The sequence below is a fragment of the Staphylococcus simulans genome (assembly GCF_002902285.1).
Lineage (GTDB): Bacteria > Bacillota > Bacilli > Staphylococcales > Staphylococcaceae > Staphylococcus > Staphylococcus simulans.
On the sequence record NZ_PPRU01000034.1, the window covers coordinates 1 to 15,633 of the forward strand.

Annotated in this window: 16 protein-coding genes and 1 riboswitch; of the genes, 10 read left to right on the forward strand and 6 right to left on the reverse strand. The window is 36.8% G+C overall.

Features of this window, described 5'->3' with window-relative positions; all coding sequences use genetic code 11:
• Both CD112_RS13530 and CD112_RS08060 read left to right on the forward strand, forming a co-directional pair.
• Positions 1-444, forward strand: a 444-nt coding sequence (locus CD112_RS13530) for an LPXTG cell wall anchor domain-containing protein (RefSeq protein WP_142380808.1), incomplete at its 5' end; no start/stop codon positions are given.
• Between the two features lie 70 nt (positions 445-514).
• Entirely contained in the window at positions 515-2,131 is a 1,617-nt protein-coding gene (locus CD112_RS08060) for a poly(glycerol-phosphate) alpha-glucosyltransferase (RefSeq protein WP_162496175.1), read from the forward strand.
• A gap of 51 nt (positions 2,132-2,182) precedes the next feature.
• On the opposite strand, the gene CD112_RS08065 is transcribed toward CD112_RS08060, so the two are convergent.
• The 4 genes from CD112_RS08065 to CD112_RS08085 form a co-directional block, all read right to left on the reverse strand.
• Positions 2,183-2,368, reverse strand: a complete 186-nt coding sequence (locus CD112_RS08065; protein WP_002480121.1) for a helix-turn-helix transcriptional regulator — start codon at positions 2,366-2,368, stop codon at positions 2,183-2,185.
• Positions 2,369-2,744: 376 nt separating this feature from the next.
• Positions 2,745-3,077 (reverse strand): hypothetical protein, encoded by a 333-nt coding sequence (locus CD112_RS08075; RefSeq protein ID WP_070463109.1) that lies wholly within the window; start codon positions 3,075-3,077, stop codon positions 2,745-2,747.
• A 115-nt stretch (positions 3,078-3,192) separates the two neighbouring features.
• Positions 3,193-4,497 (reverse strand): LLM class flavin-dependent oxidoreductase, encoded by a 1,305-nt coding sequence (locus CD112_RS08080; protein ID WP_070463113.1) that lies wholly within the window; start codon positions 4,495-4,497, stop codon positions 3,193-3,195.
• 29 nt (positions 4,498-4,526) lie between these two features.
• Positions 4,527-5,279, reverse strand: a complete 753-nt coding sequence (locus CD112_RS08085) for a 3-oxoacyl-ACP reductase (protein WP_057510273.1) — start codon at positions 5,277-5,279, stop codon at positions 4,527-4,529.
• Positions 5,280-5,394: 115 nt separating this feature from the next.
• A riboswitch (TPP riboswitch) is annotated at positions 5,395-5,496 on the reverse strand.
• Between the two features lie 150 nt (positions 5,497-5,646).
• Between CD112_RS08085 and CD112_RS08090 the strand changes: the two genes are divergently transcribed.
• The 4 genes from CD112_RS08090 to CD112_RS08105 all read left to right on the forward strand — a co-directional run bounded on the left by CD112_RS08090 (position 5,647) and on the right by CD112_RS08105 (position 9,035).
• Positions 5,647-5,961 (forward strand): hypothetical protein, encoded by a 315-nt coding sequence (locus CD112_RS08090; RefSeq protein WP_002480117.1) that lies wholly within the window; start codon positions 5,647-5,649, stop codon positions 5,959-5,961.
• Between the two features lie 178 nt (positions 5,962-6,139).
• On the forward strand, positions 6,140-7,555 hold the full coding sequence (locus tag CD112_RS08095; protein ID WP_103364123.1) for a YfcC family protein: 1,416 nt from the start codon (positions 6,140-6,142) through the stop codon (positions 7,553-7,555).
• Positions 7,556-7,595: 40 nt separating this feature from the next.
• Positions 7,596-7,973 (forward strand): YbgA family protein, encoded by a 378-nt coding sequence (locus CD112_RS08100; protein WP_231912685.1) that lies wholly within the window; start codon positions 7,596-7,598, stop codon positions 7,971-7,973.
• A gap of 198 nt (positions 7,974-8,171) precedes the next feature.
• A complete protein-coding gene (locus CD112_RS08105; protein ID WP_070463118.1) occupies positions 8,172-9,035 on the forward strand; it encodes a phytoene/squalene synthase family protein in 864 nt (287 codons plus the stop codon).
• Between the two features lie 83 nt (positions 9,036-9,118).
• On the opposite strand, the gene CD112_RS08110 is transcribed toward CD112_RS08105, so the two are convergent.
• Complete coding sequence (locus tag CD112_RS08110; protein ID WP_070463121.1) at positions 9,119-9,544, reverse strand: pyridoxamine 5'-phosphate oxidase family protein; 426 nt, start codon at positions 9,542-9,544, stop codon at positions 9,119-9,121.
• A gap of 130 nt (positions 9,545-9,674) precedes the next feature.
• On the opposite strand from CD112_RS08110, the gene CD112_RS08115 reads away from it, so the two are divergent.
• From CD112_RS08115 to CD112_RS08135, 4 genes are all read left to right on the forward strand, one after another.
• On the forward strand, positions 9,675-10,850 hold the full coding sequence (locus tag CD112_RS08115) for a glycerate kinase (protein WP_070463123.1): 1,176 nt from the start codon (positions 9,675-9,677) through the stop codon (positions 10,848-10,850).
• A 637-nt stretch (positions 10,851-11,487) separates the two neighbouring features.
• Positions 11,488-12,921 carry a YhgE/Pip family protein gene (locus CD112_RS08125; RefSeq protein ID WP_103364124.1) on the forward strand — a complete coding sequence of 478 codons (1,434 nt, stop codon included), beginning with the start codon at positions 11,488-11,490 and terminating at the stop codon, positions 12,919-12,921.
• A 42-nt stretch (positions 12,922-12,963) separates the two neighbouring features.
• On the forward strand, positions 12,964-13,404 hold the full coding sequence (locus CD112_RS08130; protein WP_002480109.1) for a MarR family winged helix-turn-helix transcriptional regulator: 441 nt from the start codon (positions 12,964-12,966) through the stop codon (positions 13,402-13,404).
• A gap of 164 nt (positions 13,405-13,568) precedes the next feature.
• Positions 13,569-14,570: an NADP-dependent oxidoreductase gene (locus CD112_RS08135; protein ID WP_111713490.1), complete on the forward strand. Its 1,002-nt coding sequence runs from the start codon at positions 13,569-13,571 to the stop codon at positions 14,568-14,570.
• Positions 14,571-14,658: 88 nt separating this feature from the next.
• Here the strand turns inward: CD112_RS08135 and CD112_RS08140 are convergent, their stop codons facing one another.
• Positions 14,659-15,507: a CPBP family intramembrane glutamic endopeptidase gene (locus CD112_RS08140; protein ID WP_057510278.1), complete on the reverse strand. Its 849-nt coding sequence runs from the start codon at positions 15,505-15,507 to the stop codon at positions 14,659-14,661.
• Positions 15,508-15,633 lie beyond the last annotated feature (126 nt).

Sequence of the window (15,633 nt, forward strand, 5' to 3'; positions counted from 1 at the left end):
GCCGATGCCGACGCCGATGCAGATGCAGACGCCGATGCAGATGCAGATGCCGATGCAGACGCCGATGCAGATGCTGACGCAGATGCCGATGCCGATGCCGATGACGACGCCGATGCTGACGCAGATGCCGACGCAGATGCTGATGCAGACGCAGATTCAGACGCAGACGCCGATGCTGATGCAGACGCAGATTCAGATTACCCTGTTGAACCAAATGAACCAGGTAATCCAGATGAACCAGGACACCCTGGCACTCCAGAACAAGGTACTACACAAGGTTCAAATGGTGAACAACCAGCACAAGCTGAAGGTCATGGCGATAAAGAATTACCTGACACAGGTGAAGAGAATAATAATAAAGAAGCTACATTATTCGGTGGCTTATTCGCAGCACTAGGTTCTGCATTATTATTCGGACGCCGTAAGAAAAATAAAGAACAATAATTCTATTTAAATAGTGGGCTGGACTTTGTTCCGGCCCATTTATACATACTGAATGAGAAGGGGTTTGGACATGACAATTAACAACGAGATTGAACAAATTTTACAAAAAGCAGATCAACAGCTATTAGGTAAAGATTATGTGTTTGTTAGTTTAGGTAATCCCAATATGAAAGCTTCTGTAAAATTGATTAAGCAGTCACGTAATCTTAAAAGAGATATTACGAAACAATATGAACAGTTTAAAAAGAAAGCTGGTAAGTATCCTAAGTGGGTTAAAATTGATTTTGTTTATCGTACGAAAGAAGTTGTCTTTGAAGATGTTAAAAGAGATTTAGAAGAGACACGTCGAAACTATATTGATTACGGAATTGCTTATGATAAGAATTGGAATTTAACTTTCATGGCAGAAGAAATTAATATTAATGCCTTTGTCAGACCGACTAAAGATAAAAAGTCTTTCTTCTTATCTGAGGATAATATCAATAACTATTTGAAGAAATATACAAAACATAAACAGTTCTATAGACATCAAGATTATATGGGTAAGCCGATTAAAAAGTTTTATACAAAGGGTTACTTTATTGAAAATCATGAGGTTTATGAACTAGCCGCAGAGGGTCGTGAAAAAGGATTACGTCATGTTGAAGATTTGTCACAAGAAATTGATAAAATGTTGGAAACTTCGACAGATTATCTTGCGAATGAATTACAACCAAGCGGTCAATTTATCTATGGTTATTTTCCACACTTCGATAAGAAAATCAGTTTCTATAATAATTTGAGACATGCTTCTTCAACTTATGCGCTAATGGAAGGATTACATTACTTAAACAAAGATATCACTATTGCTGAAAAAGCGATTGATTACTTAATCGACAATTACTTATACAAGCAAGGAGAAGTCGCACATATATTTGATGACACCAAAAATATTAATGAAATTAAACTAGGTCAAAATGCGGCATTTGTTTTTGCGATTTGTGAGTATCTAAAAATAAAACCAGGTAACCAGAAGTATTTAGAAGCTGCACAACAAGTGGCAGAAGGTATGGTTTCAATGATTGACAGTGAAACAGCTGAAACTGTACATGTCTTACAATATCCTAGTCTAGAAGTTAAAGAAAAGTTCCGTGTGATTTATTATGATGGTGAAGCTGCGTTAGGATTATTACGACTTTATCAAGTTGATCAGAATGAAAAATGGTTAGAAATAGTACGTCATATGTTTGAACGATTCATTTCACAAAGTTACTGGAAGAACCATGATCATTGGTTAGGTTATTGTACGAATGAATTAATTCAAATTGCGCCTGAAGCGAAATATATAGAATTTGGAATTAGAAATGTTTCTAGTTATTTAGACTACATTAAGAATCGTATTACAACTTTCCCAACATTCATGGAGATGTTGATGGCAACGTATCATATTGTACGTAAAGCCAGAGAAAAGGGTTTGGGGGAAATCGTAGATCGATTGATTAACGTAGATGACTTAATGACAACGATTCATAAACGTGCAGATTATCAACGTACAGGATACTTCTATCCAGAACTTGCGATGTACTTTAAAAACCCACAACGCATTCTTGGTTCGTTCTTTATCAAACACCATGGTTATCGTGTGCGCATTGATGATATAGAACACTATATTTCTGGTTACGTCCAATACCAAAAAGTCTTTAAATAATGACATATAAAACAGGCCATGAACTCGTAATTTTGTTCATGGTCTGTTTTATTATGAAAATAATTCATCCACTGTAACTTTAAACTGTTTAGCGATTTTAAAAGCTAAGCTTAAAGAAGGATCATACTTATTATTTTCAATCGCATTAATCGTTTGTCTCGAAACATTGACACTTTTACTTAGTGCTTCTTGAGACATCCCATTTTGTTTGCGATACAATTTTATTTTGTTTTTCATAACTCTCACCCTTTGTAGGTGTATTTTCGTTTGACAGCAAAATAATTTATCAAAAGAAACAAGAATATAACAGTTAATATAATTATCTCAGGATACTCCAACATGAATTCAAATCTAGGTTGATTCGAGATAAAAAATTTGAAGAATAGTCCAACCAATAAAAAGTATACCGTGCTGATTAAAGTTCTTGAGAAAATTTCATGATACATACGTACTTGTCGTTCATCAAAACGTTTATCTTTTTGTTTAACACCGGTTACGCTTGAAGGTAGGTACTTTGTGGTGAAGACTGACCATAATGTAGTCAGGACTCCAAAACTTATAAATACGATTACCTTTGTAAGTATCAATGTAAAAACTCCTTTGTGTGATTAAATTATGAGTATTTTCGTTTAACAACTTGATAATTATAAATCAAAGTGCCCACTGTGATAACTAAAAAGACAGCTTCAGGATATTTCGAGATAAAACTATGTGCACTGACTAACCCAAGCGTACGATTTAGAAAGGCGAATGTAATGAGAAGGATGGTAATGATAAAAGTCTTTGCGAGTACTTCTAAAATAATTTTAGTTTGACGTTCGTCATAATGAGACTCGGTTTGAACATCTACTGCTTCTGAAGGCATATAATTTTTCAAGAAGCCTCTCCAAGCAAATGCGAAAGCAACTAAGGTTACAATAGGGATGATAATTTTTAGTAATATCATGATATCCCTCCTGAAATGTAAAGTTTATTTGACATTTTCAGGATACTGCTGCGCTTAAATAATGTCAAGTATGTTTTACGTTTCGTATAAAAAAACAGAGCCGAATGGCCCTGTTTTAAATTCCTAAATGTTCTTTAAATGTGTGTCCTGTATAGTTTTTTCGGTAAAGTCCGCGTTTTTGTAATTCTGGAACAATCAAATTCACAAAATCATCTAAGCTATCCGGCAAGGTAGGAGGCATTAAGTTGAAACCATCTGCCACACCTTCTTTGAACCAATGTTCCATTTCATCCACAATTTCCACAGGTGTTCCAATCAATGTTAAATGACCACCACCTGCATTTAAATATCCCAATAACTCTCGTACAGTGGGGTCTGTATCTCTGATAATCTCAAGGACTGTTTCATAACGACCTACAGGCCCAGTAAATTCAGAGACAGGAGGTAAGTCTGGGACTTTGTCATCTAAATCCCAACTATGACAATCTTGTTGGACAAAGAAACTGAGTTGATTTAGCGCTGTTTCAATCGGTAGTTGATTATCAAGCGCCGCTTTTTTCTCTAAAGCTGCTTCATGGGTTTCTGCGACATAAGTCACCAGACCTGGGAAGACTTTAAGGTTGCGGTCAGTCTGACCGGTACGTTTGATTTCATCATCTAAGCGTTGTCTGAACTGTTTTGCTTGTTTGATATTCCAAGAAACAGAGTAAACTGCATCTGCATATTTAACTGCGAGTGCCACGCCTTGTTTAGATGCGCCAGCCTGCATTGCGACGGGTTTACCTTGTGGACTTGCGGGTGTAGATAAAGGGCCGCGAACTTGGAAGTGTTCTCCTTGATGATTGAAAGGTTCTATTGCTTTTGAATCAATCAGTTGATTGTGTTTACGATTGTGTTTAAAATCATTGGTTTGCCATGACTCGAAGAGATGATTCATGACTTCCGCAAATTCATCTGCTTTTTGGTATCGTGCTGTATGATCAGGCAGACCTTCCATACTGTGATTTTGTGCTTCAATATCCGTCATAGATGTGACTAAATTCCAACCGACACGACCGTCAGTGATATGGTCCAAACTTAATAGCTGACGTGCAGCCGTATAAGGGTTAGAAAATGTGCTGGAAATCGTTGAGACTAACCCGACATGTTTTGTGACCTGCGAAATCGCAGTTAAGTTGACAATAGGGTCAAACCAGAATGCAGGCATCGTGGTGTCATTATTTGCGGGGAAGGATTGGTTATCCGCGAAAAACACCGCGTCAAAATAACCGCGTTCTGCGATTTGAGCTAAATCTTGATAATACTCGATGGTGCCGATACGTTCGACACTTGAATCAGGCATCAGCCATGCGGCTTGATGATGGCCGCATCCATATAATAAAACGCCAATGTGCAGTTGTTTTTCTTTCTGCGTAGGCATGTTATTCACCTCGTGTTTAATATTGTTACCTAGTTCATCGTTAATCCGCCATCAACAGTGATGTTTTGGCCTGTAATACCGTCTGCTTGTTCTGAAACAAGATAAGCCACCATGTTTGCGACATCTTGTGGTGTTGTCACCTTACGTAGTGGTGTACTTTGCGCAATCAAGTCAAAAACTTCTGGTGTAGTAACTGAGCTAGCGTCCGTTGTTTTAAGTAATCCGCCTGAAACAACATTCGCATTAATACCATATTGGCCAAGCTCTGCTGCAATGTTACGTGTGAAACCAATTAATGCAGCTTTCGCTGTTGTATATTCATGATAAGGAACAACAGGATTTTGGTATAAATTTGTGCCGATAGATACAACACTGCCACGTTGATTTTCAATAAATTGAGGTACCACACTTTGTACAACGTTGAATGCAGCTTTTAATGTGCCATCGATTTGATTTTGATAATCTGACCAGTCCATATCTTTAAATGATTTTTGTGTTGTCGGATCAAATTTGAAACCGATCAATGCGTTGTTCACTACACCATCAATACGACCGAATGTTTCTGTTCCTTCTTTGACTAAACGCTCTACAGCTTCACGGTCAGTAACATCTGCTTGAATTGCGACAGCACGGTTATTATCAATTTCTTGAGCCAATGCTTCGGCAGCTTCCTTACTTTGGTTGTAGTTAATAATAACGTTAAAACCTTGTTCGCCTAATGTACGGCTGATTACAGCACCTAAGCCACGTCCGCCGCCTGTTACTAAAATTGTTCTTGCCATTTAAATCGCCCCTTTAGTTAAATTAAGACATAAAAAAACACACAACCTATCTAGAGCTGTGCGTATCAGAGCGAGTTGAAAGTATAGACTCAGACATTCTTAGCCATACTTTCTTAGTTATGTACTCACACTTTCCTACGCTAGTTTCAGCTAGATCAGGTTCAAAGGGTCTGAAGCCATGCTTCATCTCAGTTATAAAACGCCCCTAGTGCATTTATATTTGTCATTAACCTTAATCTATCGACTTTCTAGAAGTAAGTCAAGGAAGGGCGATAAGAAAGGATTTAGTGAAAAAATAACAGCATACATGTTATGATAAACAAGAATACAAATAACAGGGTCTCCCTACAGAATTGGAGTGAGTTATATGTTCTGGTTAGGTATGTCATTCCCTTTATTAGCCATTATTTTCATTGTCTTCTCTGTGCGTGAAGAAAAGAAACGTAAATTGAAAAAACAAGAAAAAGAAGCTAGATGGGAAGCACAAAAACAACAAGAAGCGAAAGCTAAAGAAGAACAAGCGGCTAAAACTCAAGAAACTGAAAATCAACAACCACAAGATGTTAAAGCACTTGAACAACAACAAGAACATCGAGAAGTAACAGCTGAAGAAGAAGCACAACGTGTTGAAGCAAAAGCAGCCGCGAATGCACCACACGAAGAAGATAAACCTTCTTCATAATTGAATCATGATGAATTGAAAGCTGACCGAAAGTATAACCGGTCAGCTTTTTCATTATGTTTCTATTTACTTCAAATACACAACAAAACTAAATTTTCCCGACTAATGATTCAGAAATAGGCTATACTATATAAAATAAGAAAATTCAGATAATTAATAGTGGGAAAGAGGAATGTGTATGACAGAAAATACAAAGGAAAATTCAAAAGATTCATCTTCAAAATTTCAATTAAAAACACCTCATACGTATGCATTGTTAATGATGATTATCGCCATTGCTTGCGTCTTGACGTATATTATTCCAGCAGGAGAATATAAACGCGTAGATAAAGGGGGACAAACTTTAGTAGTCCCAGGTTCATATCATAGTATTGAACAACACGGGGTGTCGTTTTTAGATTTATTCCGTGCAGTACCTGAAGGTTTATTGACAGGGGGAGAAATTGTCTTTTATATCTTTTTAGTCGGTGGTGCCTTCGGTATTGTACATAGAACAGGCGCATTTGAAAATGGGATTAACCAAGCGATTAAAACATTAGGTTCTTCGCGCATCTTAATGATTCCATTAACTATGATTGTGTTCTCTATTTTAGGCTTTTCAATTGGTTTAGCAGAAGAAACCATTATCTTTGTGCCGATTGGTGTAATCATTGCGAGAACCCTAGGTTATGATGCGATGACAGGAGCCGCGATGGTGATTTTAGGTGCCGCAAGTGGATTTATTGGAGGTATGTTGAATCCATTTACAGTCGGTGTTGCGCAAACCGTTGCTGAACTTCCCATGTTCTCAGGTTGGGGGTTACGTTCCATCATTTATATATTCATCTTAGCCGCAGCGATCGGTTCGGTAATGCTTTATGCTAGAAAAGTGAAACGTAATCCAAAGAAAAGTGTCGTTTATGCTTTAGAACAAGAAGAAGGTCAAAGTCATAAAGCTATAGAATATGAACGCTTTACCAAACGTCAGGCCTTCGCATTAAGTATTATTGCGTTAACTATTGTGTTTAACGTCTATGGTATCTTTCGTTATGAATGGTCTTTTAATCAAATGAGCGCAAACTTTGTTTTAGCAGGTTTGCTTGCAGGGTTTGTCAGTGACTTAGGTATGAATGGTACCTTTGATGCTTTTATTGAAGGAATGAAAGACATTTTATTTGGTGCAATGATTGTTGGTTTTGCGAAAGGCATTGTCGTTATTTTAGAACAAGGTAAAATTATTGATTCTATTATTCATGGAATGACTACACTACTTAATGATGTCCCATCGTCTATTGTGATTATTGTGATGTTTATCTTCCAATTTTTCCTTAACTTCTTCATTCCATCTGGTTCAGGACAAGCATTGACTACAATGCCTTTGATGGTGCCGATTTCAGACTTGCTGGATATTAATCGTCAACTTACAGTGCTTGCTTTCCAATATGGTGATTCCATCAGCAATGTGCTGTTTCCGACTTCTGCCATTTTAATGGGTGCACTCGCAGTTGCGAAAATTTCATACGTACAGTGGTTGAAATTCGCTTGGAAATTGATTCTGCTGTGGGTTATTATTTGTGCAATTGCCATGTCCATCGCATTGCTTGTCGGTTATTAGGGAATACTAACTCTGTTCAAAGATAAAACGTGAGGAGGAAGTGTCCTTGAATCAACACGAGAAAGAGAAATTATGGCGTGAATATAAATATGAAGTCATGTGGCATAGCCAAGCACACTATAACCAAATCAGATCAGTCATGAAAGATAATGTAGAAGGTGAGGTATTACAACGCTTGATTGATGAAGCATTAGCCCTCCCTCCGTCTAAAGGCGCCGTCATCAATACGTTTGATCATATGTGGGGCTATTTTAAGAAAGAAGCGGATGATACTGAAAAAAATCGACATCAAACATTGAAAGCGGACTTCGAATCAGGAAAAACAACATCTGATGAGCTCTTGTCATTTATCTATACACTTGCGACTAAATATCAAAGTAAGTACTTATTAAATTCTTCAATTTTGAAGAATGCATGACAGAAAATCAGAAGTATTAAAAAATTTGAGGAAAGTGGTAGGTTATTAAATGACTTTTATCTGATTTTCGCTTAACATGTAACACAAGTTTCAAATTAAATCAGATTTGGTTAACTGAATAACTTAACTTATTATTAAAATTTCAAATAGAGGGTAATTGACTCTAGTAGGAATAATGACAGCAAGGTGTGAAATGTTATGGAACAATTAATAAATGATGATTACGAATACTGCAGAAAGATAATGGAAGAGTACTCAAAGACCTTCTCTTATGCGTTTAATAGTCTGCCTGAACAAGAGCGTAAAGCAGTTTGGGCGATTTATGCAGTATGTCGCATGATAGATGACAGTATAGATGAATATGAAGATCCGAAACGCTTAGATGCGATTCGTGAAGATTTAGAACACATCTACGATGGAGATTCTGAAAATGTGAACTTTAATAGTAACGCATCTGTGATGCGTGCGTTTCGTCATACATTAAAATCTTATCCTGTTCCATTACATGCCTTTAAAACATTAATGGATTACGTGGAAAGCGATTTGACTATGACAGCATTAGAAACAGATGAAGAGCTAGATGCCTATTGTTACGGCGTGGCAGGTACAATTGGTGAGTTACTGACACCTGTACTTGCTTATGTACAATATTATGAGACAGCAGATAAAGTGGGGATTGAACTCGGTAAAGCCCTACAAATCACAAATATTTTACGTGATGTCGGTGAAGACTTTGAAAACAACCGTATCTATTTAAGCGCAAATCGCTTAAAAGAATATAATGTTGATTTAAAAGCAGTATTTGAAGACGGTGTGACGCAAAACTATATTGATTTGTGGGAAAGTTACGCCAAAGATGCGGATGCTATGTATCATAATGCATTAAGTCATTTAGATTACTTCCACGAAGATGCACGCCCCATTATTGAAGTTGCAGCTCAAGCGTATCGTGAAATCCTTGAAGTTGTACGTAAAAAGCATTATTCATTGCACCAACGTGCATATGTCAGTCGCTTGAAAAAAGGTCAAATTTACCGTCGTGTCATGAAATCATACAAATAACTTTAAACTTAAAACAATAAACTATAAACAAAACCAGCATGTGATGTTTCAAACAGGCATGCTGGTTTTGTCATGTTTATAGCTTAATTAAATTCTACATATTGCGGTCCATCTTCTGAATCGCTATTCATTAATTTAATAGATCTTGGAATAGCTCTGATGACACAAAGTTTAGGGTCTTCTTTCGATTCAAAGAACGATTTATCTTGTTCGTCCCAAATCCAATCTAATACATCTGGATCTTCAGTGACTTCTAATTCTGCATAGATTTCTAAGAAACTATGGTTTTTCGTATCATCATAGCCTAATAAAATATGCGCAACAGGATTTTGTTCGATTTCTTCAATCTTTACTGAGTCTGTACTAGTTTTCGTATATAAATCAAATTCTTGATCATAGAAAATCATATATCGGCTATCTGGCTTATTGTCATAGGAAGTTGAAAGTACACCAATACGTGATGCTTTCATAATATCTTTAATCTTTTTTAAGACAACTTGTCTATCCATAGTATTCACCTCTTTTTTTATATTTACCCGTATGCGTTGGCAATAAAAGTTGTGTCAGGTATAACTCATCCTTTATGCATATTGTAAATGTCGCTATAATGAAGATGAAAAAAGAAGGAGGCATCATGGAATGGTACGAAAAATTGTGATTGCACCAGATTCATTTAAAGAAACTTTAACAGCGGCTGAAGCGGCACAAGCCATAGAATTAGGACTACAGGAAGTCTTGCCTGAAACGGTCATCTATGACAAAGTACCGATGGCTGATGGCGGTGAAGGGACGATGCAGTCGCTCCATGATGCCTTAGGCGGAACCATGAAACCTGTAAAAGCGACAGACGCTTTAGGCCGAATTATTGATGCACAATATTCATATGTTGAACAAAGTAAAACGGCTATTATTGAACTCGCAGAAGCTTCTGGTTTAGAAACAATCGAACTCAAACATCGTAATCCGCTTGTGACTTCTACATACGGTACAGGGCAATTGATTTTAAGCGCACTAAATCAAGGTGCACAAAAAATTATCCTCGGTATTGGCGGAAGTGCGACCAATGATGGCGGAACAGGTATGATGAAAGCACTTGGCGTAAAATTCCTTGATGAGAAAGGTGACAACTTACCTGAAGGTGGTGCCGTTCTAATCAACCTTGCGCAAATTAATATTTCTAATTTAGACAAACGGCTGAAAAACGTAACTTTTGAAGTAGTCTGTGATGTTGATAACCCATTACTTGGACCCACAGGTGCTACTCATACGTACGCTAAACAAAAAGGCGCTTCACCAAAAGATATTGAACAACTTGAACAAGCTTTAACACATTATAATCACGTGTTATCAGAAGCGTTTCAACATGATTATTCTAATGTGCCAGGAGCGGGGGCTGCAGGTGGTACAGGTATTGCGTTAGTTGCTTTTTTAGCTGCAGAACTTTCTCGAGGTATCGATATTGTTTTACATGAAACACAGTTAAAAGCACGTCTGAAAGATGCTGATATTTGTATTACCGGTGAAGGTAAAATCGATCGACAGACAATTTATGGGAAAACGCCGATTGGTGTTGCGAAAACAGCTCAACAATTTAACATACCTGTTATTGCGTTATGCGGCGTAACTGGAGAAGGCTATGAAGCTGTTAAAACACATGGGATTGATCACGTCTTCAGTGTGACTGGCCTAGATGACAGACCACCAAACAACCATGCTTCAATCAGTAAAGCAGAAGCACTTGCACATCCATTTCGTTATTTAAAAGCACTCGCACAAGATGCGGCACATAGATTAGAATTAGGGAAGAACGTCTAAATAGTTAGACGTTCTTTTTTTCTTCAAAAAATCAACTTCATTTTTGGTAGTTAATACTATAGCGTTCATTGCTTAGGATGTTTAAAACGTCCAACTATCCAAGCAATCAATGCTAATAACATTACACAAATAAAAAGAACGATATTGATATAACTTTTTATTATCTGATCAGGATTAAACAAGCTATTAAGTAACAATATTCCTGTAAGTATGATTAATAGATATTGAACGATGACATAGCGTTTCTTCATATTCAATCAGCACCTCTCTCTTTATATGCGTGATTAACTTTAAAATTAGAATAACATAAAATTGTTAAAATATGATTAAATAATTGAAGCGAGTGTGTAATGAATCATCTACCTTGTTTGAGTCATTTGAAATGAAGTCGATTTAAGTAAACATTATGAAAGCTTGTATATTTAAGAGTGAAATGAAAAAGAGAAAAAATGTGTATTTTATTGTTGACAATCATCAACAATGGGTTTAATATTAGAAAACGTACACAGGGTGTACCATTTAAAATAACAAATCAATAATGGAAAATAAATGCGTAAAAGTGTTGGGGTATCAAGCTTTTACGTTTTAAAAAGTATTATAGTACATAGGGTGTACTATAAAGGAGAAGGAGTTACTTATGTTTAATGAGTTTAAATTTATCAAAAATAATAAGATGTTAATTGTTGCGTTAATTGCGATTGGTTTATTACCTCTGATTTATGTAGCATTATTTGTGGGGTCAATTTGGAATCCATATGATAAGACAGACCAATTGAAAATATCTATTGTTAATGAAGATAAAGCAGCAACACTTCAAGGCAAGAAAATCAATATTGGAGACGAAGTCGTATCGAAACTTAAAGATAATAAAAAATTCGATTTCCAAGAAGTATCTAAAGACACAGCGAAAAAACAATTAAAGAACGGCAAAGCTATCGGAACAATTATTATTCCAGAAGATGCATCTAAAAATGCGACAACATTATTAAATAAAAATCCAAAGAAAATTGAATTAGAAACACAAGTGAACCCAGGTTCAAGTTATACAGGCAGTCAAGCGGCACAAAAAGCGATTGATACTGTAACCAAATCGATTCGCAATACAGTGCGTGCAGAATACTTAGATGAATTATTTGCGGCTAATAAACAATCTAAACAAGGTTATACAGATACATCGAAGGCTTTAGGACAAATGTCTCAAGCAGAAGGACAATTAATTAATGGTAATGAACAGGTGACTGCAGGTTTAAAACAAATGGCACCTATGGCAGGCGCACAAGGTGAACAGTTAGTTCAAGGTAATGAACAAGTGACACAAGGCTTACAACAGCTTCAACAAAATAATGAACAACTTAAACAAAAAATTGATCAAGCAGTAGAAAAACAAACGAATGTCCATTTTGAAAATGAAAATGAACAAGCATTAAATGATATTGAGAAAGTAACAGAAAACAATATCACTAAAGCAGATTACTATGGCGAAACAGTTTTACCTTATATGGCAAGTGTAGGTTTATTTGTAGGTGCTGTATCTTTTGCGGCAATTTATCCATTAACTAAAACATTACGTCAAGATGTCGCACCATGGAAACAATGGTTAGGTAAAGTGTTCTTATATGTCTTACAAGGTTCATTCAGTGCCATCATGTTAAGTCTATGGGTGAAATTCGGACTCGGTTTAGATATTGAAAACATAGGTAAGTTCTTAACAGTCATGTTCTTATGGGCAATTGCGGCAATCGCAGTAACTTCTTTACTCGTACTATTATTAGATCGTGTCGGTTTATTCTTAGCGATGTTATTGTTAGTACTGCAATTAAGCTCAAGTGAAGGAATGTTCCCGATTGAAATGTCAGCCGCATTCTTCCGTTTCATCCACCCATTCTCACCAATGTCATACGCGATTCAAGGCTTCCGTGAAGCCATCTTTACGAATGCAGGCCACTTTACTTTCGGTTTTGTAGCCGCAATCCTTACTGGTATTGCGTTAGGTGTGATGTTGATTCAATATCTAGTATTAATCTGGTTTAACAAACGTGGCAAACCACTATTCCAAATGAAATTCAACTAATGATAAAATGTGAGTGAAGCGCAATAAGTTGGAGGGACAATCATGAATGACGAAATGAAAGAAGCATTAACTAGATTTGATTTGAGTTTAATGAATATCAATAAATACATTTCAGATATGCTTCAAGAAACAGGATTGAAACATATGATTTCACGAGAGCAATTAGAAGCTTTAATTATGATCCGTTCTCATCGCAGATTAACGATTAATGAACTTGCTGACTTACAAGATATCTTTAAAACTGCAGCTTCTAAACGTATTCATAAACTAGAAAAAATGGGACTGGTACAACAAGCAGCTTCAGATAATAAGCGTATTAAATTAATGGAAATGACTGATGAGGGCATTCAATTTTTAGAAGAAGTCAAAGAAAAAATGGCTTGGATTGTCAGTGAATGTTTAAAAGGACATTTCAGTACTGAGGAAATTGTACAGTTTGTAGATAAACTTCAAGCCATTGAACAAACATTGAAACAACGTTAAATGAATAACGTAAGGTTAAGCACCGCTACACGATAGAGAGTGAAGCGGTGCTTTTATTTACGCTCAATGCATAGTCAACGTGGGGAGGCGGGTATAGAAGGATAACATTCATGTAAGAGATAAACGTTATAAGTACGAAGGAGTTGGAAAATATGTCAGAAACAATGAAGGCTATGGCTGTTCGAAAGTATGGGAAACAACCTGTTGAGATGATTGATTTACCTGTACCAGAGCCTGGTCCAGAAGAGGTCCTAGTACTTGTGAAAGCTGCCAGTGTGAATCCAGTAGATTTTAAAACACGTGATGGTGATTTAAAGGCAGTGGTTAAACATAAATTCCCGCTAGTACTCGGCAATGATTTAGCAGGCGTTGTGGAGAAAGTAGGGAAAGACGTTAGAAACTTTAAAGTCGGAGATAAGGTATACGGCCGACCTGGCAAAAATAATATGGGAACTTTTGCGCAGTATTTTGCGATTAATCAGTATGATATTGCGTTGATGCCGAAGAACTTAGATTTTGTGGAAGCGGCGAGTATTCCGTTAGTTGGTTTAACGAGCTATCAGGCTTTCCATGAAATCATGCATCTTAAAGCAGGAGATAAAGTGTTGGTTGAAGCGGGTTCAGGCGGTATTGGTACCTTTGCGATTCAATTAGGCCGTGTGATGGGCTTACATGTCGCGACGACTGTCAGTGAAAAAGGTGAAGCCTTAGTTCGATCACTCGGCGCAGATGAAATTATTAATTATAAACAACAAAATTTCTGGGATGTCTTATCTAACTATGATGGGGTCTTTGATACGTTAGGTGGCAAAAACTTAGAAAAAGCCTTTACGATATTAAAACCAGGTGGCTCTATCGCATCATTAGTCGGACCGCCGACTAAGAAATTCGCAGATACTTGGCATTTAAATTTAGCAAAACGTGCAGGTATTTGGTATTTGTCTCGTCATGTTCGTAAGCTTGCGAAAGCACATCATGTGTATTATGAATTCTTCTTAATGCATCCGAGTGATGCGCAATTACGTACAATTACGAACCTTATTGAAGAAGGCGAAATCAAACCTGTCATTGATAAGGTCTATCCATTCCATGATACGCAACGTGCACTCGATTATTCAGAACAAGGTCATGCGAAAGGTAAGATTGTGATTAAAGTAGAAGATTAATTGATAGATAACTCAATAACAAAAGGAGCGCCGCAATAGGTGCTCCTTTTGTGTATACATATAGAATATTTAAATCAATCATAGCTCACTACATTAATAATAAACCGATAATAATCGCGATACTTGCGGTTCCGTTATTTAACGCATGGACCATATAGCTGTCCCAAAGATTGCGACGGCGTTGATAAGCAAGATAGAAACAAGCACCCATTCCCATATAAAGTAAGAAACCTACGATGTTGGTGCTGGCATGGTTGATTGAAAAAATAGCTGAAGAAATCAGCATCGGCAACCAGAATGAGAATCTAGAGAAAATCGTTTCTTTGAAAATACCTCTGAAGGTAATTTCTTCTAAAAATGGTCCGACAAATGTCAGATGGAACACGAATAAGATGAGTGCAATCACAATCATCGGATTTGTGAAGTCCTGTAGATGTTGAACTTGTTTTAACAGTAATTCATCATTTTCTGAACCTTGTTCACCAAAAACCACTGCCATGACGACAACACATAGTGCAGTCCAAATACGTGTGGCGATGAAATATAGAATATTCCAGGCAATGTCTACAAAACCAAGGGGTTTTAAACTTTCATAACCTTTTTTACGGTAATACCAGACGAGTAACCAGATAACAAGTGCTGACCAAATGACGTAGCCTACAATAATACCTGCGAATGCGAGCGGATTACCATGGGGATTCATAGCGACAAATCCGATTAAAAACATTGCGACAAGTGTTGGTGTCGTACATAAAAACATAAAGACAATCCATAAGATAATGTTGAGCCAACGTCTGCCTTTTGGACGTATGTTGTCAGGATGAGATCGCTTTGATTTTTTTCTGTTTGGTTCATGTGTTTCGTTAGGTGTTATGTAATGTTCAGGGTTGGTTGATTCATCGGTGTAGTAAATATAATCGTCATTTTGTTTAGACATGATGTGACTCCTCTCTTCATTTTAGAGTTCATAATTTCAGTCTATCATACGTTATTAAAAGACAGTGCATTATATCGTAAGTGATGTGATTTCATTCCTAATTGTTAAGTGCGTTATATTGCGTGT

Coding starts and splice junctions, on each gene's coding strand:
- CD112_RS08140 (WP_057510278.1), bottom strand. CDS start 15,507: ATGTCTAAACAAAATGACGATTATATTTACTACACCGATGAATCAACC.
- CD112_RS08105 (WP_070463118.1), top strand. CDS start 8,172: ATGGAACAATTAATAAATGATGATTACGAATACTGCAGAAAGATAATG.
- CD112_RS08060 (WP_162496175.1), top strand. CDS start 515: ATGACAATTAACAACGAGATTGAACAAATTTTACAAAAAGCAGATCAA.
- CD112_RS08110 (WP_070463121.1), bottom strand. CDS start 9,544: ATGGATAGACAAGTTGTCTTAAAAAAGATTAAAGATATTATGAAAGCA.
- CD112_RS08130 (WP_002480109.1), top strand. CDS start 12,964: ATGAATGACGAAATGAAAGAAGCATTAACTAGATTTGATTTGAGTTTA.
- CD112_RS08125 (WP_103364124.1), top strand. CDS start 11,488: ATGTTTAATGAGTTTAAATTTATCAAAAATAATAAGATGTTAATTGTT.
- CD112_RS08135 (WP_111713490.1), top strand. CDS start 13,569: ATGAAGGCTATGGCTGTTCGAAAGTATGGGAAACAACCTGTTGAGATG.
- CD112_RS08080 (WP_070463113.1), bottom strand. CDS start 4,497: ATGCCTACGCAGAAAGAAAAACAACTGCACATTGGCGTTTTATTATAT.
- CD112_RS08115 (WP_070463123.1), top strand. CDS start 9,675: ATGGTACGAAAAATTGTGATTGCACCAGATTCATTTAAAGAAACTTTA.
- CD112_RS08085 (WP_057510273.1), bottom strand. CDS start 5,279: ATGGCAAGAACAATTTTAGTAACAGGCGGCGGACGTGGCTTAGGTGCT.
- CD112_RS08075 (WP_070463109.1), bottom strand. CDS start 3,077: ATGATATTACTAAAAATTATCATCCCTATTGTAACCTTAGTTGCTTTC.
- CD112_RS08090 (WP_002480117.1), top strand. CDS start 5,647: ATGTTCTGGTTAGGTATGTCATTCCCTTTATTAGCCATTATTTTCATT.
- CD112_RS08065 (WP_002480121.1), bottom strand. CDS start 2,368: ATGAAAAACAAAATAAAATTGTATCGCAAACAAAATGGGATGTCTCAA.
- CD112_RS08095 (WP_103364123.1), top strand. CDS start 6,140: ATGACAGAAAATACAAAGGAAAATTCAAAAGATTCATCTTCAAAATTT.